The following is a 23,197-nucleotide window of genomic DNA, read 5'->3' as shown; positions in this document are numbered from 1 at the left end:
AGATTACTGGGGTGCCACGCGGCGGACCATCAGTTTGACATCGCCGGTACCGAGAAGGATCGGCTGACCGACGATGACGTTTTCCGTAACTCCGGAAAGTTCATCGAATTCGTGAGCAACCGCCGCATCGAGCAGGTGGTTGACCGTAACTTCGAAACTTGCACGGGAAAGGACCGATTCCTTCTCGCCGGCAATTCCGTGACGGCCGATCTGTTTGACTTCGCCGTCCATGCACATGATGTCTGCGACAAGCATGATGTGGCGGAGATCGACCGAGATACCCTGTTCTTTTAAGGTGGAGAATGCTTCGTAGATGATAGCCGAACGGGCTGCCTCAACACCGAGCGTGCTCGCGATCTCGGAGATGTTGTTTGTACGGGTCCTTGTACAGTCGACTCCGTCGATCTCAAAGACATCTTTGAGGTTGGAGCCTTCAGTATGGAGGATGTACTCATCGTTTTCCTTTCGAACGACGACCCTCTTGATATCATCGATACCCTGAACGATGACCTGACGGACATGTTCTGCGAGCTGGAACAGGTTCTGATAGGACTCCTCGTTTTTCGGGAGGAACTTCAGGATGCCGTTTGTCTCGTCGATCTCGACCTCAAAGTCACGGTAGTGACGTTTGTCTTTGATCTTCTGGGGAGCGCGGGCGAGAACTTCGGAGACGGCGATCTTTCGTTTCTTGCAGACCTCTTTGTTGATCTGGACAAGGACGCACATCTCTGCGATGTCGGTCTCGATATCGCCGAACTCATGAAGGGGAGCTGCTTCGATCTTCCAGGAAACCTCACGCGCCTTATCACGGCTTTCGCGGTAATCGGGGTCCAGGAAGATGGTCATGGTCGGTGTCGACGGCTCTTTTCTGGCGTCCATGATTTCGATAAGACGCGGCAGACCAAGAGTAACGTTGATTTCAGCCACACCTGCGTAGTGGAAGGTACGCATGGTCATCTGCGTGCCCGGTTCACCGATGGAGTGGGCGGCGTTGATACCGACCGCTTCACAGGGCTGAACACGGGTGCGTTCATACTCGGAGTTGATCCTTGTGACGATGTTCTCGAAGTTGTCTTCGGTTACTTCCTTGCCGGCATCATGCTTTGAGGTGAGGATCTTGGTGAGCTCCGTAGTCGTGGAGACCGGCATGTTTTCATCGACCAGTCTTCTTACGCGGGACTTCAGACGAACGAGATCGATTGCCTCGAGCTCCTCTTCGGATTTGCCTTCGAGCCAGACCTTGATCTGCTGGAAGAGGGTTTTGGGGAGGTCCCAGGTGTGAAGCTCTGCTGCGATCGCAGATTCAGGCTCGATAACGACCTCTTCGGTCTTCTTTGCTTTCTTTGCCCGGGGCTTCTTTTCTGCAGACTCGGCGGGGGTTTCCTCGGCAGATTCTGTTTCAAGGACTTCTTCGACCTTTTCCGCCAGGGACTTCTTTGAGGTCTTTACGGGAGTTTCTTCGATGACTTCTTCGAAGGTATCGAACTCCTCGTCGAACTCATCATTGTTTGGAACCATGTTAGATCTCCTCCTTGAGAACGGATTCGGCAATACCTTTCACATCGACCGGCAGACCGGATGCGGACTTGGCCGGATCGGTCCCGTCTTCTCCATACACGAACTGGATGATCTTGCCGCCGGTACTGCGGACAGTTCCGTCGTATGCGACTTTGAGATCCTGCAGCGCGTTGATCATACGGCGCTGGAGGTAACCGGACTGGGATGTACGAACCGCAGTATCCACAAGACCTTCACGACCACCGATCGCGTGGAAGAAGAACTCGGTCGGGTTGAGACCGGATTTATAGGAGTTGCGGACGAATCCGTGCGCATCGGCGCCTTTGTCGCTGCGTTTGAAGTGAGGAAGGGTCCTGTCTTCATATCCACGAACGATACGTTCACCGCGCACTGCCTGCTGACCGATACAACCGGCCATCTGTGCGATGTTCAGCGTTGAACCGCGAGCTCCGGAAACGGCCATGACCACAGCGGAGTTTTCGAAACCTAAGTGACGGGATGCGATATCACCGGTCCGGTCACGGGCTTTACCCAGCTCTTTCATGACCTGCATTTCAAGAGTTTCTTCCGGCGTTCTTCCAGGCATCGGTTCAAGGTGTCCCTGCTCGAAGATATTGATACGGTTTGCCACATCGTGTTCTGCGGTGTCGAGAACGTCGCGGATCTGTTTGTACTCTTCTTTACCGAGATCGGTATCGTTGATACCGTACGAGAATCCGTACAGCATGATCGCACGGATCGAGAGTTTTGTCAGATCGTCGATGTACTCTTTCGCACGCTGCATACCGTGGAGACGGATGACCCTGTTCAGAATCGCTCCGTCCATTGCTCCGACAGACTTTTTGTCGATGGTTCCGGAAAGGAGTTCTCCGTCAACGATCCTGATAAAGGCATCGTGGGGGCAGAAGGTGTTTCTGGTACAGGGATCACAGTTCCGGCAGCAGGTAGCTTTGTAGAACATGTTGACGTCCTTTGGCAGGATCATAGAGAATGCCTGTTTGTTGCTCCAGTAGGGAATACCGTTTTCGACCTTTCCCGGCGCGGGGAGGTGTTCCATCTCAGTGTATTTCAGGAGATAGAGGAACTCGGACTTCGTGTACCATTTCAGCTGGTTTGTCAGCAGGAAGATACCGGAGATGTGGTCGTGAAGACCGCCGATGATCGGCCCGCCGAAACGCGGCGAGAGAATGTTTTCCTGGACCGCGACGAGAAGTTCGGCTTCTGCGCGTGCTTCCTCGGTCTGAGGAACGTGCAGGTTCATTTCATCCCCATCAAAGTCTGCGTTGTACGGGGGACATACTGCCGGGTTAAGGCGGAACGTTCTGCCGTTCATGACTTTGATGTGGTGGGACATGATGGACATACGGTGCAGAGAGGGCTGACGGTTGAAGAGAACGATATCTCCGTCACGCAGCTGTCTGTCGATCTTCCATCCTGGTTCGATCATTTCGGCGACGGTGTCACAGTTGCCTTCTTCACCGGAGATCAGTCTGATACGCCGGCCGTCGGGTCTGTTGACATAGTTCGCGCCGCAGGGGTCACGGAGTGTCGGTCTGTGCGGACCGATCCTGATCAGGACACGCATATCCTCAAGGTTCTGTTTGGTCACTCTTACAGGAACGGACATCTCGTTTGCGATGGCAAGCGGGATACCGACTTCACCGATCGAAAGGTTCGGATCGGGGGAGATGACCGTACGGGCGGAGAAGTTGACACGTTTACCGGATAAGGATCCGCGGAAACGGCCGTCTTTTCCTTTCAGACGCTGAGAGAGTGTCTTGAGCGGTCTGCCGGACCGGTGTCTCGCCGGCGGGCATCCTGCGACCTCGTTGTCGAGGTAGGTGGTGACGTGGTACTGGAGAAGCTCCCACAGATCTTCGATAATGAGCTGCGGGGCACCGGCATCCTGGTTTTCCTTGAACCGCTGGTTGATCCTGATGATATCCACAAGCTTGTGGGTCAGATCATCCTCGGATCTCTGACCGTTTTCAAGGATAATGGACGGGCGGACCGTTACCGGCGGGACAGGAAGGACGGTAAGAACGGTCCATTCGGGTCTTGCTACGTCAGGGTCGATACCGAGAAGACGAAGATCGTCGTCCGGGATCTTTTCGAGGCGCTCACGGATGTCGGCAGAGGTCAGTTTGCGTTCCGACTTGTGGACTTTGCCGTCTTCACCCATTTCGGTGACGATCTCAACGAATGAGGTCGGCTTCTCGAAGTTGATCTTGAACTGCTGATCACCGCAGTAGGGGCAGATACGTTCCTTTTTGATATCCTTCTCGCCGATGGTCTCGGCGGAGTAGGGGTCGTCTTCAAGTGCTGAGAAGCGTTCGATCTCTTCTTTATCAAGAAGAAGCCGGCCGCAGTCACGGCAGGTGACACGGAGAAGTTTTCTGATCAGGCGGGTGTATCCTACGTGGATGACAGGTTTGGCGAGATCGATGTGACCGAAGTGGCCCGGGCAGTCGCCCTGTTTCTGACCGCATGTTTTGCAGCGAAGTCCCGGATCGATAACTCCGAGACTCGGGTCCATGAGACCTTTCGGGTAGGGGAATCCGTCGTCGTCGTAGGTGTCTGGCCAGATGACCTTACAGACACTCATGTCGCGGATCGCTTTCGGTGAAAGGATACCGAACTCGATCTTGCCGATCCTCTTTGGCGATGTCATACCATATCCTCCAGTCTCAGTCTGGGAGCTATACCCATACTCTTCATCTCGTCAAGGAGAAGTTTGAACGCGTAACTCATTTCAACTTCGTAAATATCGGTTTCTGCACCGCAGGCAAGGCAGCGGGTCATCTTCTGCTTGGCGTCGTACATGGCGACCATTCCGCAGCGTGCGCAGACGTACTGTTTCACAGCATCGGACTCGTCAAGGAGACGTTCTTTGAGTGCCATCGCGGCACCGTGACCGATCATCACATCACGTTCCATTTCACCGAAACGAAGACCTCCTTCACGGGCGCGTCCTTCGGTCGGCTGACGGGTAAGGACCTGGACCGGACCTCTGGACCGTGCATGCATCTTGGTAGATACCATGTGGTAGAGTTTCTGGTAGTAGATGACACCCATATAGATATCGGCCTGGAATCTGCGTCCGGTGATGCCGTCGTACATGACTTCACGGCCGTTGTGAGCGAATCCTGCTTCCGCGAGCTGGTGTCTCAGCACCTGTTCACGGGTCAGTTTGCTCGACTTCACGTCTTTGCCGATCTCTTTGTCGTTCAACAGACGGTTCTGGGCAAAGGTCGAGTCGAAGATCTTCTCGACCTGGGTCTTTCGAAACGAGGTCCCGTTCACGCGGGAGCCTTCGAGCGAACCGGCTTTGCCGCCGATCATCTCGAGCATATGACCGATGGTCATACGCGACGGGACTGCGTGCGGGTTGATGACGAGGTCAGGCGCGATACCGGCAGCGGTGAACGGCATATTTTCCTGCGGAGTGATAAGACCGCAGACACCTTTCTGACCGTGACGGGATGCGAACTTGTCGCCGATCTCGGGGATACGGAGGTCACGCGTTCTGACTTTGACGAGGCGGGAGGAGTTTTCGGACTCGGTGATGATGACGGTGTCAACGATACCAGTCTCGTTACTTCTCATAGTGATCGAGGTGTCGCGGCGTTTTTCAACGGCGATGAGCTCTCCGGTCGGTTCCTCAAGGAAACGCGGCGGGGAGGTTTTGCCGATGAGAACATCCTTTTCATTTACGACGGTCTCGGGATTGATGATCCCGTCGATATCAAGGTTTGCGTAGGAACCGATTCCGTGCGAACCCTGGACATCCTCGTCCGGGAGCTCGATCCTGTCGACCTGTCCTCCGGGATATCTGCGTTCCTCTCCTTCATAGGTTCTGAAGAAGTGGGAGCGGCCTACTCCGCGCTCGACCGAGGCTTTGTTGAAGATGAGCGCATCTTCAATATTGTATCCTTCGTAGGAGATGATGGCCACACAGAAGTTCTGACCCTGCGGGCGGTTGTCGGAACCGATAAGCTCGGCTGCCTGCGTGTGGACCATCGGGACCTGGGCGTAGTGAAGCATATGACCGCGGGTATCGGGCCGCAGCTTCATGTTTGCCTGGGCAAACCCTAACGCCTGCTTGATCATACCTGCACCCATCGTAACACGCGGCGATGCATTGTGTTCCGGGAACGGAACGTGCGCTGCGCCGATACCAAGGATAAGGGACGGGTCGATCTCAAGGTGCGTGTGTTCGGTGGTCAGGTCTTCTTCCTGAACGGCGATGAAGAGGTCATCCTCCTCTTCAGCGTCGATGAACTCGATCTTTCCCTGGGAGACCAGGGCCATAAAGTCCTCTGCACCGGATCTGACGATCTCGATATCTTCGGGGGTGACTGCCGGGATGCCGTTTTCCACAACGATCAGGGGGCGGCGGGCCCGTCCGCGGTCGGTATTGATAACGATCTCGTTACTGTAATCTTTGTATGAAATATTGACTTCGGTCGAGACGTGCCCTGATCTGCGCATCTGTCTGAAGTTTTTCGTGAATCCTACGGCGTCGTCGACTTTTCCGATCAAAGCGCCGTCCACGAATACACGTGCCATTTTCTTTTCCATTTTTATTCGCTCCTGATCGGCTGGATCTTCATGCCCTGAATGACGCGGAGGATCTCTTCCTCGTCGGTTCCTTTGCTTATTTCAACAAGCTGGGCAAAGTTTTTCACTAAACCGCAGTTTGGTCCTTCCGGTGTTTCGGACGGACAGATGCGGCCCCACTGGGTCGGGTGCAGATCACGGGCCTCGAAGTGAGGCTGGGATCTGGACAGCGGGGAGATGACTCTTCGCAGGTGGGAGATGACCGACATGTGGTCGACACGGTCCATCAGCTGGGATACGCCGGTCCTTCCGCCGACCCAGTTTCCGGTTGCAAGCGGGTGGATCAGGCGTTCGGTCAGGACATCCGCACGGACGACGGTTCCGATCGCGAGTTCTCTGTGCCGCATGCTCGCGCGTTCAAGCTGATACTTGACATCGCGGGTCAGTCTGTTTAACGAGATACGGAACAGATCCTCCATTAAGTCGCCGGCAAGTTTCAGGCGTTTGTTGGAGTAGTGATCTTTGTCATCGATTCTCCTTTTGTTGAGTGCGAGGTCGAAACATGCCTCTGCCATTCTGCCGAGGAATTCGGCTTTTGCCACGCGGACGTCTTTTGCATAGACCTCGTAGCCTTCATCCCCGGGTTTCAGCGAGGCAGGGATAGCGTAGTTTAAGTGAGGAAGAAGATAGCTGTCCAGCACGAACTCTGCGCGTTTTCTCTGATAATCCTTGGTCTGGTTCGGTGCAAGTTTCTTTCCGACATACATGACACCCTCTTCGACGGTGGCGCATTCGCTTTCTTCGAGGTTCTGCATCATGTAGGTGAGGACATCTTCCGAAAGGGATACCGCGGATACGATATCTTCATCGGACTCGAGGCCAAGCGCACGCATAAGGTCTGCGAACCGCAGGTGACCGGCGACGCTTGGGAAGGAGACGTCGAGGAGATTCTTTTTATTTTTCTCGACAACGACGAGAGCGCGGTAGCCGCGGAACTGGGAGAACACTTTGGATACATGGATCTGCTCGTTGTATCTCTCGGTGAACTCGGTCATGATCTTGTTGCTCGCAAGATCTTCGAGGGTCATTAAAACACGCTCGGTCCCGTTGACGATGAAGTATCCTCCGGGGTCGCTTGGATCCTCGCCCTGTTCGGTTCTTTCCTGCTGGGAAAGACCGCAAAGGTTGCAGACCTGGCTGCCGATCATGACCGGAAGCTGACCGATGGTCGTTTCCTGGACAGGATACACTTTGTCTCCCTGGTGCAGGGTCATCTCAAGGATCATCGGGGCGGCATAGGAGAGGTTTCTTAACCGGGCTTCTGCCGGATAGAGTTTGCTCTGCGACCCGTCAGCCTCTCTGACGATGGGTTTTTCAACGCGGATGGTTCCCAGTTCGACCCATACGGCCTCCTGGTTCTTTCCTCTGTTGACGATCTCGGTCTCGACGATCCTCTGTTCGTCTACGACTTTCTGGAGGTTGTACTGGACAAAATTGTTATACGAATCCAGCTGGTGGCGGGCAACATGTTCCTGGGAAAAGTACGCGCCTGATAATACACTTCTGTCGATCATGATTTTTACCTCCGAATTATTTCTTTGGCCTTCTTACTACGAGGCGGTAGGACGTGGCTTCGCCTGCAGTCTGGCTTTTTCTTACGATCGTAATGACGTTTCCGGGTTTTGCGCCGCAGGCTTTTACAGCGGGGTCATCATGATAGATTTTTGGAAGATGGTCTTCCGTTATGTCGAAGGTTACGAGAAGATTTTTTACATCCTCATCGGTCATGATTTGATGGTCGGGGACCATCTCATGCAGTAATACATTGAGTCTTGTCATGTAGCTCCTAATCAGATTCGTGTGAATACGGTGTCTTGCTGCTGATTATGTCAGGTAGCTGGTTCAGTTTTTAAAAGTCTGGTTCTTCGGCTTGTGAATGGCCCAATGGGAACACATTCGCCGGTGGTGTGGTAATGGATGATAGACACGCATCGAATAAAATGAGATAAGGTATGCTGTAAGCATTTTTTCCTTATCAAAAAACCCGAAAGCGTGAAGCGGGCCAGGAGGGAGTTGAACCCCCGACCTGCGGATTAAAAGTCCGACGATCTGCCTGACTGATCTACTGGCCCTTGTGTTTCATCTAGGAAACAGCGGTAATAGAATGATGTATTCACATATAAATATGACGATTTACACCACCCAACCCCTCTGAAAAGAGGGAGACTGTTTTATTACCTATACAATGGAACTATATCCTACTTAATTATGGCAGATATGGATATGTTCCCGCGGACCCAGCGTTTTCTAGTGAAAGGCTGCAGCCTGGTGACGATCGCAATTTACATCCTTATTGCGGCTCTTTTGATAATTACCGCCCTTATCGGGACCCTTGAGACCCTCAAGATGATCAGTTTCGCACTTGAGGACCCCACACAGGCGGCGCTCACAAATGTGCTTCAGGGCATTCTTTTGATCATTGTTATCGCGACACTGATCGATATGGTCCAGTCTTATGTGCGTGCAGGGCGCGTGCTTGTCAGACCGATTCTGATCGCGGGCGTCACGACGATGGTCAGAAGACTTCTTGTGACCGATCTGACGTTTGTCGATATCGTCGGAACGACGATCGTTATCCTCGGACTTACGGTGGCGATGATCTATCTCGGGCGGGAGGATAGGAATGTTGCGTCGTTTTTATCAGAGTCGGGAGATAAGAAGGAGACGTAGAAGCACAAAGATTTGGAACTTTCTGAATCCGGACAATTCTTTTTTTCACGACCGTTGGCTGTCGGATCTCACCATGCATCCCGCGCCGGCATTTTGTCGGCAGACAATAAACGCATGCGGGCCGGGGGAACTATTTAAATCCATTAATCTTTATTACCGTTCAAATCCCTTTAGTATGATATTGTGACGATGAAAAATTCCGGCAATTTCCTTACTGAAGGACCGGTCGGCAAAGCCCTGTTCATAGTGGCTCTGCCGATCATTATCAGCAACCTTCTTCAGAGCGTACTGGAGGTCGTGGACATGTATTTCATCGGCAAACTGGGTGATGTGTCCATCGCCGGCGGAACTATGAGTATTATGGTGCTTATGGTCCTGACGACGGTGATCTTTGGCATTGTGACGGCCACGGCGGCCTTTGTCTCGCGGGCATACGGTTCGGAGAAGTATGAACGTATCCAGGTGATCCTGCTGCACTCCCTGTATCTGGCGCTTGGGTTTTCGGCGATCCTGGCGGTGATCGGATTGTTCTTTTCAGAGAATCTGCTTCTTCTGATGGGAGCCTATCCCGATGTCGCGGCGGAGGGTGCGCGGTTTCTTACCCCGATGCTGATGGGTCTGTTCGTGATGGTGATTTTGATCACGCTGACGACGGTTTTCCAGAGCACCGGGGATTCAAGGACGCCGATGTATGTGATGCTCGGGGTCAATGTGGTGAATATTGCTCTTAACCCGACACTGATCATGGGTCTTGGCGGTCTGCCTGCATTCGGTATCGCAGGTTCCGCCTATGCGTCCCTCACCTCGCGGGCGATCGGCGTTCTGCTCCTGATCGGCGTGATGTATCTTCTGCCGTCAAGAAAGAACAGTCCGATCCGGTTTCCAAAGAAGTGGACGTTTGAGCCCAAGCTTATCCGCGATATCGTCGTGATCGCGATACCTTCGGCGGTCCAGAGCGGCATCCGGAGTGTGGCGTTCCTTTCCATGACGACGATCATCGCCGTTTACGGTACGGCGGCGGTTGCGGCATACGGGATATGTCTGCGTCTGGATATGATGGGACTGATCATCGTGATGGGACTGTGTACGGGGGTCGCCGTAATGGTGGGTCAGAATCTCGGAGCGGGAAAAGTGGAGCGGGCAGTACAAGCGGTGAGATATGCGGCCGCGATCAATGCGGCGTTTATGATCGGGGTTGCGGCGCTGTATCTGGTGTTTGCGACGGAGTTCCTGAAGTTTTTCGGAGCGACGGGCGAATCGCTTGCTGACGGGATCCTGTTTATGCAGATCGTGCCGCTGTCGTATTTCCTCATAGCAATAGCTATGACGATGGGATTTGCGATGAACGGCGCAGGTATGACCCGTCCGGGGATGTACTCGGCGATCGCCGGTCAGATGATCGTGCAGGTCGGTCTTTCGGCATTCTTTGCGCTCAGCGGGTATCCAATCCAGTACATCTGGTATGCAGCTGTCTGCGGAACGGTCGTGATGTTCTGTTTCGATCTGTTCTTCTATATGCGCGGAGGATGGAAGACGAAGAAGCTGAGGATCGAAGGGGAGGGAGCGCCTGCCGAAAACTGAAAAAACGATCGGGACTGCGATATGCAGCATTACCCGATGAACCTTTTTTTATCAGGATGTCCGCAGTATCAGCGGGATAAGAGCAGGGGGCCGGGGTTGAGGCAAAAAAGTTTCATGTCTCCTCCGGCATCCGGCATTTTTTCGGAGAGAGACGGCGGCATAGATCCTATGCCCATTCGAAATTTTCTTTTCCTGCGCCGATCTCGAAATGATATTTGACGATCCCGATGTCGAATTTGGAAAAGAATGCGGGGAGGGGTTTTGCCGAAACGGTGTTTCCGTTCTGCGTTATGATGAACTTCTGCTGATTGATCGCAGTTGGAGCGAGCATTGCGGCCTCCATGCCCTTTTTGAACCAGTCTGCCATTTCTCCGTCAACTTTACAGAGCTGCATCATGTCCTTTGATCTATGCGGTTTACCTGATGTTTTGCCATAGCCGAGCGCAATGACGATCTGGATCTTTTCGCCTTTGTTCAATACACAGGGTGCTTTCGATTTGCTGTACGTCATCCCGACCCAGCAGGTGTTGAGCCCGAGCTGCTGTGCTTTCAGTACGAGTCTCTCGCCGTAATATCCGCATTTTTCATCGGTTCCGGCCATGCCTATGAGGGCGATGTAGTTTTTACAGTTTTCAAACTTCCCGTAGTGTGCCCGCATGCCGCCGAATGCCTTGGGCTCATCGAGACACAGCTGGATGTTGAGTCCGCTTTCCCGATTGCATGCTTCGATTTCTTCCAGAAGGGAGGCTTTTATCTCGCCTTCGATTGGCTGATCGGTAAAGCTGCGTACCGAATGACGTTCTTTGATTGCCTGCTGTATGTCTATCGTAGTTTCCACTGTCTCCTTTTCCTTTGGGAAACGTCTTTTCGTCAGGTACTGACGTTGTGCGTTTCGTTACTGCTGATGTGGGTTTGATCGAATAAGAATGTATAGGTAGGGTATGCTGGATTGGGATTAGGGGGCGGGTTGGGCCGCCGATTTGGTCAGCCCTTCGGGTCGGCCCACATTCGCAAGTTTTCGCTTCACTCAAACTTGCTCCGCTGAGGTCAACCTGCGGTTGACCCGCAGTCGCAAGTCTCCTGCAGAGACTTGCTCAGTTAAGGGCACATCGTGCCGCACAGTCGCAAGTTTTCGCTTCACTCAAACTTGCTCCGCTAAAGCCGAGCCGTTGGCTCGGCTCGCATTCCAAACCCTCATACCCTTTCACCGACAACATATTCCCAACATGGCCTCTCCCAAAAAACTCACTCCTGCAATGGAACAGGTCAAAACATTCAAAGAAAAATATCCCGACTGTATCCTCTTCATGCGGATGGGTGACTTTTACGAGACCTTCTTCGAAGACGCCGAGATCTGTGCCCGCGAACTCGACATCGTCCAGACCTCCCGCTCCAAAGATCCAGACGGAAACCCGATCCCCCTTGCCGGCATCCCCTACCACGCAGTCGACCTCTACCTCCCCAGAATGATCCGCAAAGGCTACAAAGTCGCCGTCTGCGAACAGGTCGAGGACCCCAAACTCGCAAAAGGCGTCGTAAAGCGGGACGTCGTCCGGGTCGTCACCCCGGGAACGGCGATCGACGCCGACGTCATCCCCGGTCCTACCGCCCGCTACCTCATGGCGCTGTGTTCCGACGCCAAAAAAACCGTCATGGGTCTTGCCTTCCTCGACATCTCCACCGGCGAATTCTTCGTCCGGGAGATCCCCTATGAACCGGGATTTTCCGCACTCGCCACCGAAATAGAACAGTACAATCCCCTTGAGATCCTTGTTCCGCAGGGCATCTCCGCAGACCTCATCACCTACCTCGCCTCCACCTGCAGGGTCCTCACCCCTGGCCGCTCAGGCCTCTTCACCGACGGCGCCGCCGAACTCACCGCCGCATTTTGCGTCTCCTCCTTGGACGGATTCGATGTCAGTTCCGCAGAATGCATCAATGCTGCCGCAGCCGCTCTCCGCTATGCAAAAGAGACCCAGAAAACGAGTCTCCCCCACATCCGCGGATTCTCCAGAAAATACGCAAACGACGCGATGATCCTGGACGCGATCACGCTCCGGAATCTCGAGATCCTCAATCCCCTCCGAGGCGACCGGAATGATACGACCCTCTTCGGCTTTCTCAACCGGACCAAAACTCCCATGGGGAGCCGTGTTCTGCGAAGCACCATCACCCGGCCGCTGACCTCGCCGGAAAAGATAAATCATCGTCTCGACGCCGTCGGGTTCTTCACCCGGCGCCCCGTCCTCCTCTCCGGGACCAGGACCATCCTCTCCAGGTTCACCGACATCGAACGGATCGCCGGCAGGATCGCCTACGGAAACGCCTCGCCGCGTGATCTTCTCGCTCTCGCCTCGAGTCTGGCCGCCGTTCCCGAACTCACCGCCGAACTCTGCGGCGCCGAAGGCCTCCTCAAAGACGAACTCGAACAGATCCCCTCCTTTGACGGCGTCGCCGATCTGATTCTTTCCGCGATCGTCGACGAGCCGCCTCTCGTCTACAAAAACGGCAGTGTCATCAGGGAAGGATACGACCGGGATCTTGACGAAGTCAGACATATCGTCGCAAACGGCCGCGACTGGATCGCCGAACTCCAGCAGACCGAACGGGAACGAACCGGGATCCGTTCGCTCAAGATCGCCTACAACAACGTGTTCGGCTACTACATCGAGATCACGAAAGCCAACCTCCATCTCGTCCCAGACACCTACGAACGCAAACAGACCACCGCAAACGGGGAACGGTTCACGATCCCCGCACTCCGCGAACGAGAAGCGGTGATGGCCCAGGCCGATGACCGCGTTCTTGCTCTCGAGATATCGCTCTTCGAATCACTTCTCACGCATCTCGGCCAGTTCGTCCCGGCGCTCCAGCAGGCGTCCCGCTCGATCGGCACGATCGACATGATCGCCGCGTTCGCAGATCTTTCCCTCTCCGGAAACTACGTCCGCCCCGAACTCGTTCCCGGAACGGAACTTCTCATCCGTGACGGCCGCCACCCGATCGTCGAAAACAGCGTTCCGGGGGGCTATGTCCCAAACGACACCGAGATGAGTTCGATCGGCCAGCAGATCCTGATCCTCACCGGCGCCAACATGGCCGGAAAATCCACCTACATGCGAAGCGTCGCCCTGATTTGTATCATGGCCCAGACCGGCTGCTTCGTTCCTGCCGGATTTGCGCGGATCGGGATCGTCGACCGGGTCTTCACCCGGGTCGGTGCATCCGATGATCTTGCCGGGGGGCAGAGCACGTTCATGGTCGAGATGCTCGAACTCGCAAACATCTTGAACAACGCGACCGACAAAAGTCTCATCCTCCTGGATGAGATCGGGCGGGGAACGAGCACCGTCGACGGGTATGCGATCGCACGGTCCGTACTCGAATATCTGCACGGTAAAGGAGGATCCGGTCCCCGCACGCTTTTTGCGACCCACTTCCATCAGCTGATCGAAATGGAGTCCGAGCTTAGGCGCGTGCGGAATTACCACTTCGCCGTCAAAGAGGATCAGCACGACATCACGTTCCTTCGAAAACTCATTCCGGGCGCGACCGACCGGAGCTACGGTATCCATGTGGCGAAGATCGCGGGTGTTCCGAAAAAGGTCCTTGTTCGGGCGGCGGATCTTCTCCGCGAGGCGCTGTCCGAAGACGCCTCTTCCGGCGGGAAAAAATACTACACGCAGATGCTTCTGATGGATGCCCCGGAGCCGGTCCAGTCAGCGGTCGAGGAGCGGGTCCGTGAAGCCGATCCGAATATGATGACGCCTATGCAGGCCCTCATGTTTATCAACGAACTCAAAGCAATGCTGGAGAAGAAATGAGCAAGGTCAGGATCCTTGACGAGGAGACGATAAGCCATATCGCGGCCGGCGAAGTGGTCGAACGCGCCGCCTCGGTCGTGAAAGAACTCGTGGAAAATGCCGTCGACGCGGATGCCCGTTCGATTAGGATCGGGATATCGGCGGATAAGACCGGGATCACCCGGATCTCCGTCACGGACGACGGGGTCGGGATGGACTTCGACGACGCTCTTCTCGCGTTTCGTCAGCATGCGACAAGCAAGATATCCCGCCCGGAGGATCTCGACGGGATAACCACGCTCGGGTTCCGCGGCGAGGCTCTCGCAAGCATCGCGGCGATCTCGAAGGTGACCTTCACGACAAAGGAACGGGGTTCGGCCTCGCCCGAAGCGGCCCGCGTGGTGATCCACGGCGGAGAGCTGATCTCGCACGCCGCGGTCGGTGCCCCGGAAGGAACGAGCATTATCATCGAGGCGCTCTTTTACAATACGCCGGCCAGACGCAAGTTCCAGAAGTCTGTTCCGACAGAGTTGTCCCACGTCTACGACATGGTCGAGAGGATCGCCCTTTCGAACCGGCACATCTCGTTTGTTCTGCTGTACAACGGGAAGGAACGATTCCAGACGTTTGGCACAGGCTCGTACCCGGACGTGATCGCGGCGGTGTTCGGTTCATCCTTTTCAAAAGAGCTGACCCCGGTCTCCGGCAGTTTCGGTCCGGTGAAGATCGACGGCTGGATCACGCGGCCAGGTTCCGAGATGAAGACGACCCAGACGCGGTTTTATCTCGCGGTAAACGGCCGGCAGGTGACGTCCCGTCAGCTGCAGTGGGCGATCCGCGAGGGATACGGCACGCTTCTTCCAAAAGGGATGTTTCCCGCGGCATTTCTGGACATCACGCTCGATCCCCGTGAGGTGGATGTGAATGTGCACCCGACGAAGCGGGAGATCCGTCTGTCCCGCGAGAGGGAAGTGATGCGGTCTGTTCAGGATGCGGTCTATCAGGCTCTGCATGAGGAGCGGGTCTTTTCTCCCGCCCCGGGTCACAAACCTTCGGTTTGTTCAAGGCTCACGTCGTTTTCACTCCCCTCGCCCGCCCCCGCCCATGATTCGGTCACGACCCTGCCGGCAGAGATCGTGGGAGAACCGGTGCCTGCGTATTCCGCGAAACAGGTGACCGGGCAGGCTCCTTTGAAGCAGACGGAGAAGCAGCTTCGGCGGACCGAGACCGGGGAGCTGCCGGAAACGGATATCTTCGTTCCCGAAGTCCTCGGCCAGATCGGGGATACGTATATCCTCGCGAAGAACGAATCCGGCGACCTGATCGTCGTCGATCAGCATGCGGCCCATGAGCGGATCATGTATGATCAGCTGCTCGCCCGCGCCTCGTCGGCGGAGTCCGGCCAGGAACTGATCGTTCCGCTCCCGATCACGCTCTCGAAAAAGGAGATTGCCGCCCTTCCCGATCTGCAGGAAGTTCTCGCCTCAGCGGGATATCTGCTCGAGCCGTTTGGAAAAGACGTATGGATGGTCCGCTCAGTCCCGGTCGTCTCCTCGACTTTGGGCGATCCGGAGGTCATCCACGCGATCTTGGAAGCGGCGCTTGACGGGGTCGGCAGTACCGACGAGGTCCTGGACCGGGTGCTGAAGACCGCCGCTTGCCGTGCCGTCGTAAAAGGGAACACGCCTCTTACGATCGAGCAGATGCAGCGCCTCTTACGCCAGCTTATGGCGACGAGATCGCCGTACACCTGCCCTCACGGCCGGCCGACGACGGTCGTTCTTTCGAAATCCCGGCTTGCAGGCATGTTTCTCAGAACGTAATTCGAATGAGAATTGCGAGCGGAGCGAGTTCATCGCGCCGGTGATTTTCTGTGCAGTCGTTAATCGACTGCACATGAGAAAATCGGCGGGTCGATTCGTGCCCTCATGGACGACCCACGACGATCGTTCTTTCGAAATCCCGGCTCGCAGGCATGTTTCTCAGAACGTGAGAGATGTGTGATCTTTTTTTCGGCTGAGAGATAAACCAGCCTTCCCGCCCCATCTTCCCCTAAATTCATGTCATATCACATCCAAATACTATCCCATGAAGTTTTCGCGGGAAATCGAACTTCGGGGCCACATTGTAGATTCCGGGATCCTTGCCAAAGTCATGGACACCGTCGTCGAATACAACGGCGATTTCGAAACGGAAGAGTTTACCCTTGGCCGGCTGAAGACCGATCCGAGCTATGCCAGAATGCAGATTTGCGCCGAAACGCCAGAGCAGCTGACCGCCCTCATCAGCGAACTCCGCAGATTGGGTGTCATCGTCTCCGGAGAAGCGGAGGTCGAACTCGTCACCGTTGTAAAAGATAAGGTCGCACCGGAAGGATTCTATTCAACGACCAACCACCCGACCTATGTCCATTACAAAGATACGTGGATACCTGTCGGCACCATGAAAATGGATGCGCTCATCGCGGTCGACACAAAAAACATGACCGCAAAATGCGTCGTGCAGGGCAAACTTCTCCCGGGAGACACCGTTGTCGTCGGCGAGGAAGGCGTCAGGGTCGACTTCCCCGAACGGCCGCGTGAGATCGGCGTCTTCGAGTTCATGGCCGGCAGCGTCTCCTCCGAGCGGCCGAGCCGGACGATCATCAGCAGGATCGCCAAAGAACTCCTCGCGGTCAAAGCCTCCGGAAAAAAGGTCGCTCTCGTCGGGGGACCCGCGATCGTCCATACCGGCGCGTCCGACGCCGTCGCTTCGATGATCCGCGAGGGATACCTTGATGTCCTATTCGCCGGCAACGCCCTCGCGACCCATGATCTCGAAAGCAGCATCTTCGGCACATCGCTTGGCATGAACCTTGCGACCGGCGAACTCGTCAGCGGAGGACACAGGCATCATCTCTATACAATAAACAAGATCATGAGTGCCGGCTCGATCCGTGCCGCCGTCGAATCCGGCCTGGTCACCCGCGGGATCATGTACGAATGCATCAAAAACGATGTGCCCTATGTTCTCGCCGGATCGATCCGTGACGACGGCCCTCTGCCGGATGTCATCCAGAACGTCATGGAGTCCCAGGACGCCATGCGCCGGCACATCCCCGAGCTTGGGATGGTTTTGATGGTCGCAACCCTCCTGCACTCGGTCGCTGTCGGAAATCTTCTCCCCTCCCATGTCAAAACCATCTGTGTGGACATAAACCCCGCGTCCGTCACCAAACTCATGGACCGCGGGACCTCCCAGGCGATCGGTCTGATCAGCGATGCCGGAACGTTCATGCCGCTCCTTTTAGAAGAGTTGAGAAATCAGGCGAAACGCTGATCTCTCCAAAAACAGTTTTTTTCTTAAAAATCCGCACTGCAGTCAGTGAACGTGATCTGGTGTGATTCACAGTACTCGCGGAACGGGGCATGGTCGAATTCAAAAATTTTACAGATAGCGAGTGCCTTGTCGCAGCTGAGTGAATCGGCAACGGCTGAGGCATTAAGAGCTTTTTGATACGTGATCGGATTTTCGTGCATTTATCACTAATTATCATTAAAGATTAATAAATACATACGCCTGGATTTTTTTATCACACAATACAAATATTTATCCCATATACCAGCTGATATATCAGTGTAAAAAGCAGGTGAGATAAAAAATGACAACAAAAATTTATGTAAGAGAGCGAAACAAGGTCGGGACAGGCGTCCAGGAGCCGAGATACCGTATCGCTGCGGTTACCGGAGACCGTACCGACATTCGTTTTGCCGCCAGCCACTTCAGAAAAACGGAACTTGAAGCCATTCTGGAGGGTGTCGATGCCGAACTTATCTATCTTGCCCCGATCGATGAGGCGGAACACGGTAAAAAGAAATACTCTGACTGACTTTATGTATAGTACGTATGAGAATAACGCCCTATACACGTAAAAGTCTCGAATCAAATCTTAAGGGTGAAACGCTCTCCCGCGTCGGTCTTCTTTCCGGGCAGGAGGGGATCATCCCTCTTCGTATCGCTCCTGAAGTCAGCGTTGTCAAGATCGGCGGACACGGAGTTATTGATTACGGATCGTCTGCGGTCCATCCTCTTGTTTGCGAGATCAGGGATCTTGTCCATGATTTTCCTATGCTTATCATGACGGGCGGCGGGGCGCGTGTCCGTCATGTTATGGATATCGGTCTGGATCTTGGGATGCCGACCGGCGTTCTTGCGTCGCTTGCCGGAAAGATCAGCGAGCAGAATGCGCTGATGCTTTCCATCCTTCTTGCTGATGTCGGCGGACAGTCGATCTCGACATCTGATATTTTAGAGGTCCCAAACCTGCTTCGCCAGGGGGTTTTGCCGGTGACCCAGGGAACGCCGCCGTTTGGTCTTTTTGAGGTGCCTCCGGAAAAGGGGATGCTCCCTCAGTATCGGACGGACTGCGGTGCGCTGATCGCGGCCGAAGTGCTTGGAGCGAAGGCCTGCATTCTGGTGAAAAATACTGCAGGTCTTTTTGATAAGAATCCGTTTATCTATCCGGATGCCGAGCTGATCCCTTCGATCACCACGACCGAACTTATGGATCTGAATATGGACGATATGGTTATGGAGCATAAGGCCGTGGAGATTTTGGCGCACTGCAAAAATCTGCATGAGGTCAGGATCGTGAACGGCCATAATCCAGGCGAACTGACTGCAGTTTTGCGTGAAGGAAAGGCCGGGACCGTGATCCGCCGCGGGTGAACCCGGCAAACCTTTTTTTTAATAGGACTTACGCGGTGTGCTGTCAACCGGAAAAAAACTGAAGTCCTTCTGAGACGTACTTCGATTTCGTGTACGGGAATGCGCGGAGACATGAGAAAAAAACCGACCGCGGTCGCAAACATTCAGTTTGCTCTCGGCCGAACTTCCATCCGCAAAAAAAAGATTTTTCAGAGATCAGGTGAACTTCAGCTCGACTATCTTCAGAAGTTTTACCGTGCCGTCGGTAAATATCCCGCGTACGCCGACCGTCCGTGTTTCCGTGATCTGAACGGCGATTCCGGTAAAAACGACCTCGGACGCGCCTTTCTGCACATTCATCACCACGGGAGCATAGCCTTCGATCTCCACTGAAATCTGCTCGAGCTCGCTGATCCTTCGTCCTTCATAGATCGTCACGACGATATCATTTCCTGCCAATGACGGATTCACCAGAACATCAGGATCCGAAAGAGACTGATCCACGATATAGTTCGCTCCAAACAGCAAACCCGAGAGTGCGCCTACAAGGATCATAATCACAGCCGCAATGAGAAAGACCACCATGATAAAACGGATCTGTCCGGGAGTTTTCTTTTTGTAGCGAATGACCATACAAGCTCACCCGATTATAAGCATACTGCCTACACAGACGGAGGCACCAGCCGGTTCGACATAGATCAGCATATACTGCGCATCACTGCTTCCCGGATCACCATCCAGGCAGTAGAACACGCCGCCCCCCTCACGGGCAGTGGAGATCATTTCCCTGAATAGCGATACGCCGAGAGCTGTTGTTCGTCCCAGCTGATTGGTGCCGTCCAGCCAGGGTTTAAGGGAACAGGCAAGGACCGTGCCGTTTTCGGCGACCGCAAACGGATAGAGTCCGTCGATCTGCAGACTGCTGGTTGGATCCTTGATCATCGCGGTAAGTGAAGGGATCCCTTCAGTGGCCGCAATGTACTGCATGTTTCTGACCTGATAGGTGAGATCCTCCCTGGCTTGCCAGTCGATGTACTCGGAGTTCGACAGAGGACTGTTTTGGATGTAGGAACCTGCCCCGATGAACCAGGTGTCATCCACCGGCATCAGATAAGACAGTTTATACTCCTGGGCATAATTGTGGTCAGGGTTTGGATACAGATAACACAGATACCCGCCGCCCTGCTGTGCCCGGGAGACCATCCGCTGCATGATCTTCACGCCGCTTGGATCCTCAATGAACCAGCGGCTCGTTCCGATCAGCCCCGGCTGATAAGGAAGAGCCATCGTAACGCCGTCCATATCATAGGCGAAGATGTAGAGTTCACCGTCACTAAACTCCCCGCGCGGATCATTGAACGCAGCAAGCGCTTTTTCCTTTCCTTCCTTCTGGGCGTAGACATAGGCCTCTTCAACAAATGCTTTCAGCTCTTCGGGTGTCCGCATCTCCTCAGGATCCCCCGAGGTTTTTCCCGGAACATTGTCGGACAGAACGATCTTCCAGGTCATGCCGTATCCCGGACTGACGGTCCCCCAGACGGTGTTGGTCTGGACAAAGTTCACCCAGGTTGGGTCGTGGAAGAAGTACGAGGCATTGCCCGACGGATCTGTGAGGATCTTTTTCACGGCACTCTGCAGAGAGGGGATCTGATACAGCGTGTCGGAGATGAGATTTTCCCCGATCTCCTGAGAGTCCTGATCATAGATCACAAGCCCGTTCTCCTGGGTCACCCAGATCGTATAGCCGTATTCATTTCTGAGATATTCGTTGATCCCTGCAAAGAGCGCCCAGGTGTCGATCCCGACCCGGAGGTTCCCGTTATACTTTCCCTCATCATCATACACCGGGGCGGTGAAGGTAAATCCGTTGTCGCCGTGAAGAAGGGTCGTGTATCCCGAGACGATGCACCGCGATCCGGCAGCCTTGAAGTCCTCTTCGGTGTAATGATGGGTCGCCTTGCCTGAGCCGATCTCCATGGTCGCGCCAAGGTCTTCAGTTGAAGAGATCAGCGTGTCGTCTGCATCGAAGAGCCCCACCTCAAAGGAGGACGGGATATCGCGTCTCAGTTTAACGAGAGCAAGCCGGACGTCCGGATCGGTTGCTTCTTTTCCGTCAAGTTCGCGGGCAGTTTTCATCACTAAACTGCATGCATCATCCATCTCATCGGTGATCAGGTAGATCACCGGATACAGCGCCGCCTGCATTTCACGGGTGTGTTCATCGGAAACAGGCTGAAGTTCGGGCGTGTTTCCCGCAAACGCAATGCAGCCCGAGGTAATTATGAGGATCAGCAGTATGCCGGCAACACCGATCATCATTACTTGATTTCGTGTCATTTTTTTCCTCACTCAAGAATCATAAAGCTTGCAAAGTAGGTGTCGTTTCCAACCGGTTCAACGTAATCCAGGACATACACCTCACGGTTCTGTGCGGAGTCCCAGGCGAGCGTGTACATCAGGCCGCCGCCGCTCTTTCCAAGGGAGATACCTTCCCGGACAAAGGACATCCCGTAACTGTTGACACTGCCGAGCTGGTTGGTCCCGACAAGGGCCGGTTCGGTGGAGAATGCAAGGATCGTGCCGTTTCCGGTGACCGCGAACGGGTAGATGTCTTCTCTTTGGATCGAACTGGCCGGATCCAGGATCATATCGGTCACCGCGGGTATGCCTTCGACGGCAGCAAGATACCGCATGGTCCGAACCTGTTCGACCAGAGCGTTTCGTGTCTGCCAGTCGATGACTTTGCCGTGGGAAAACGCCGAATCATGCTGATATACTCCTGCGCCGATGAACCAGTCGTTATCGACCGGGATCACATAGGACAACTTCAGTTCATGCTGGAATCCTTCGTCCGGATTCGGATACAGATAAAACACATATCCGCCGCCCTGCTGCGCCCGGGCGATCATGCGCTGGATATGTTTGACCCCGGTCGAGTCCATGGAAAACCAGGTACTTGTTCCGACAAGCGGCTGCTGGTGGGGGAGGGAAAGGACCGTACCGTTCATATCCAGCGCAAAGATATACAGCTCTCCGTCGACGAACGGACCGTGCGGATCATTGAATGCGGCAAGAGCTTTTTGTTTTCCCTCCGTGTTGGCATATAGGTAGGCGTTTGTCACAAAGGCCTTCAGCTCTTCCTGTGTTATCTGCGTACTTTCAGGACCCTCGTATATATGTACATCATCAGTGAGTATGATCCGCCATTCTGTTCCGACGCCGGGCTGCAGAGTCGTCCAGACCGCGTTTATCTGATCCCGGGAGACCCAGCCGCGGGTAAAATGGATGTATGAAGCCTGTCCCGATGTGTCTGCAAGGATAGTTTGGACCGCTTTGGTGTAGGTGGGGGTAAAATATGAGGATCCGGCGGTGAGATCCGAGCCGACTTCAAAGGAGTCGTCGTCGTAGAGCACGATGCCGTTTGTATCAACGATCCAGGCGGTGTATCCGCATTCATTCTTGAGTACTTCAGCAGGCCCTGCGAAGAGGTAGTCCACGTCGAGAGGCACCTGCAGGATGCCGTCAAAGTTTCCTTCGGCGTCATAGACGGGCGCGGCTATACGGACCCCGCGTTCACCGTTTTTGAAGGTGGTGTAGCCGGATATGAGACAGGTGTTTCCGGCAGACGTGAGTTCTTCTTCGGTGAACTGGTAGGTCCCGACATAGGTCCCGACGAGGGTTTTTTCTCCCATCGGATTGGTGACGGCAGAAAGATAGTTATCCTTGGTGACCCTTCCTGCGTCGAATGCGAGCGGGATCTCGCTTTTGAGTTTTAAGAGCGCGAGTTTGACTGCCGGATCATCTGCCGGGACACCGTCCAGTTCCCTGGCGGCAGTCCAGACCGATGCGTTGATCTGCGCCATCTCAGCATTGATGGTCTCTACATATCTGTCGAGTGCCACGTTCATGTCCGCGTAATACTGTTCGGAGACCGGTTCGATTTTTGGTTCCTCGGGGGCAGCTATACACCCGGCAGCTGCCAAAATAAGAAGAAGTATGCCGATGATGACTATTGAAGAAGGAGTAACGGGTTTCATAATTGTATCTTCTATCCTAGTGAACAATTCAAGGGGAGAGTTATTAAAGGTTTTGATGGCGGGTTGGACGCGGAACGCGGCCGACCTCAGCTAAGCAAGTTTCCAAAGAAAACTTGCGGTCAGGCGGGTTGGACGCGGAACGCGGCCGACCTCAGCTAAGCAAGTTTTTGAAGAAAACTTGCGGTCAGGCGGGTTGGACGCGGAACGCGGCCAACCTCAGCTAAGCAAGTTCCTGAGCGAAGCGAAGGAGACGTGCGAGCGGGCGGGTTGGACGCTGAAAGC

General features: G+C 54.5%; 17 protein-coding genes and 1 tRNA gene. 7 read left to right on the top strand and 11 right to left on the bottom strand.

Annotated features, from left to right (window positions below):
* Positions 1 to 3: 3 nt before the first annotated feature.
* The 6 genes from rpoA2 to EYA77_RS08900 form a co-directional block, all read right to left on the bottom strand.
* Positions 4 to 1,149 carry a DNA-directed RNA polymerase subunit A'' gene (gene rpoA2 / locus EYA77_RS08925; protein WP_052320029.1) on the bottom strand — a complete coding sequence of 382 codons (1,146 nt, stop codon included), beginning with the start codon at positions 1,147 to 1,149 and terminating at the stop codon, positions 4 to 6.
* A 370-nt stretch (positions 1,150 to 1,519) separates the two neighbouring features.
* Positions 1,520 to 4,189, bottom strand: coding sequence for a DNA-directed RNA polymerase subunit A' (locus EYA77_RS08920; protein WP_042700340.1), 2,670 nt, complete (start codon positions 4,187 to 4,189; stop codon positions 1,520 to 1,522).
* Complete coding sequence (locus EYA77_RS08915; protein WP_167816499.1) at positions 4,186 to 6,099, bottom strand: DNA-directed RNA polymerase subunit B'; 1,914 nt, start codon at positions 6,097 to 6,099, stop codon at positions 4,186 to 4,188. The genes EYA77_RS08920 and EYA77_RS08915 overlap by 4 nt, the downstream gene beginning before the upstream one ends.
* A gap of 2 nt (positions 6,100 to 6,101) precedes the next feature.
* Positions 6,102 to 7,652: a DNA-directed RNA polymerase subunit B'' gene (locus EYA77_RS08910; RefSeq protein ID WP_042700346.1), complete on the bottom strand. Its 1,551-nt coding sequence runs from the start codon at positions 7,650 to 7,652 to the stop codon at positions 6,102 to 6,104.
* Between the two features lie 16 nt (positions 7,653 to 7,668).
* A complete protein-coding gene (locus tag EYA77_RS08905) occupies positions 7,669 to 7,917 on the bottom strand; it encodes a DNA-directed RNA polymerase subunit H (RefSeq protein ID WP_042700348.1) in 249 nt (82 codons plus the stop codon).
* Positions 7,918 to 8,136: 219 nt separating this feature from the next.
* Positions 8,137 to 8,210, bottom strand: a tRNA-Lys gene (locus tag EYA77_RS08900).
* Positions 8,211 to 8,346: 136 nt separating this feature from the next.
* Between EYA77_RS08900 and EYA77_RS08895 the strand changes: the two genes are divergently transcribed.
* Together EYA77_RS08895 and EYA77_RS08890 are read left to right on the top strand one after the other, a co-directional pair.
* Positions 8,347 to 8,808 (top strand): phosphate-starvation-inducible PsiE family protein, encoded by a 462-nt coding sequence (locus EYA77_RS08895; RefSeq protein WP_052320023.1) that lies wholly within the window; start codon positions 8,347 to 8,349, stop codon positions 8,806 to 8,808.
* Positions 8,809 to 8,997: 189 nt separating this feature from the next.
* Complete coding sequence (locus tag EYA77_RS08890; RefSeq protein ID WP_042700351.1) at positions 8,998 to 10,389, top strand: MATE family efflux transporter; 1,392 nt, start codon at positions 8,998 to 9,000, stop codon at positions 10,387 to 10,389.
* Between the two features lie 166 nt (positions 10,390 to 10,555).
* Here EYA77_RS08890 and EYA77_RS08885 read toward each other — a convergent pair whose 3' ends face one another.
* A complete protein-coding gene (locus tag EYA77_RS08885) occupies positions 10,556 to 11,227 on the bottom strand; it encodes a nitroreductase family protein (RefSeq protein ID WP_209315047.1) in 672 nt (223 codons plus the stop codon).
* A gap of 388 nt (positions 11,228 to 11,615) precedes the next feature.
* Here EYA77_RS08885 and mutS point away from each other — a divergent pair, with 388 nt between their 5' ends.
* From mutS to EYA77_RS08870, 3 genes are all read left to right on the top strand, one after another.
* Positions 11,616 to 14,213: a DNA mismatch repair protein MutS gene (gene mutS, locus EYA77_RS08880; protein ID WP_167816498.1), complete on the top strand. Its 2,598-nt coding sequence runs from the start codon at positions 11,616 to 11,618 to the stop codon at positions 14,211 to 14,213.
* Complete coding sequence (gene mutL / locus EYA77_RS08875; RefSeq protein ID WP_167816497.1) at positions 14,210 to 16,015, top strand: DNA mismatch repair endonuclease MutL; 1,806 nt, start codon at positions 14,210 to 14,212, stop codon at positions 16,013 to 16,015. Before mutS ends, mutL begins: the two co-directional genes overlap by 4 nt.
* A gap of 265 nt (positions 16,016 to 16,280) precedes the next feature.
* Positions 16,281 to 17,510, top strand: a complete 1,230-nt coding sequence (locus EYA77_RS08870) for a TIGR00300 family protein (protein ID WP_095642484.1) — start codon at positions 16,281 to 16,283, stop codon at positions 17,508 to 17,510.
* Positions 17,511 to 17,533: 23 nt separating this feature from the next.
* On the opposite strand, the gene EYA77_RS08865 is transcribed toward EYA77_RS08870, so the two are convergent.
* Positions 17,534 to 17,710, bottom strand: coding sequence for a hypothetical protein (locus EYA77_RS08865; protein WP_167816496.1), 177 nt, complete (start codon positions 17,708 to 17,710; stop codon positions 17,534 to 17,536).
* Positions 17,711 to 17,832: 122 nt separating this feature from the next.
* On the opposite strand from EYA77_RS08865, the gene EYA77_RS08860 reads away from it, so the two are divergent.
* Entirely contained in the window at positions 17,833 to 18,060 is a 228-nt protein-coding gene (locus tag EYA77_RS08860) for a hypothetical protein (protein ID WP_167816495.1), read from the top strand.
* A 17-nt stretch (positions 18,061 to 18,077) separates the two neighbouring features.
* Positions 18,078 to 18,899, top strand: coding sequence for a uridylate kinase (locus EYA77_RS08855; RefSeq protein ID WP_042700365.1), 822 nt, complete (start codon positions 18,078 to 18,080; stop codon positions 18,897 to 18,899).
* A gap of 195 nt (positions 18,900 to 19,094) precedes the next feature.
* Here the strand turns inward: EYA77_RS08855 and EYA77_RS08850 are convergent, their stop codons facing one another.
* Genes EYA77_RS08850 through EYA77_RS08840 form a run of 3 tightly spaced genes read right to left on the bottom strand, consistent with a single transcriptional unit; the run spans position 19,095 to position 22,915 of the window.
* A complete protein-coding gene (locus tag EYA77_RS08850) occupies positions 19,095 to 19,511 on the bottom strand; it encodes a hypothetical protein (RefSeq protein ID WP_095642482.1) in 417 nt (138 codons plus the stop codon).
* 6 nt (positions 19,512 to 19,517) lie between these two features.
* Positions 19,518 to 21,215 (bottom strand): cache domain-containing protein, encoded by a 1,698-nt coding sequence (locus EYA77_RS08845; RefSeq protein WP_245241238.1) that lies wholly within the window; start codon positions 21,213 to 21,215, stop codon positions 19,518 to 19,520.
* Between the two features lie 8 nt (positions 21,216 to 21,223).
* Positions 21,224 to 22,915 carry a cache domain-containing protein gene (locus EYA77_RS08840; RefSeq protein WP_167816494.1) on the bottom strand — a complete coding sequence of 564 codons (1,692 nt, stop codon included), beginning with the start codon at positions 22,913 to 22,915 and terminating at the stop codon, positions 21,224 to 21,226.
* Positions 22,916 to 23,197: the final 282 nt, after the last annotated feature.

This window comes from Methanocorpusculum sp. GPch4, from assembly GCF_012062385.1.
GTDB classification, from domain to species: Archaea; Halobacteriota; Methanomicrobia; order Methanomicrobiales; family Methanocorpusculaceae; genus Methanocorpusculum; species Methanocorpusculum parvum.
This window is presented reverse-complemented; position numbering and strand designations above follow the sequence as displayed.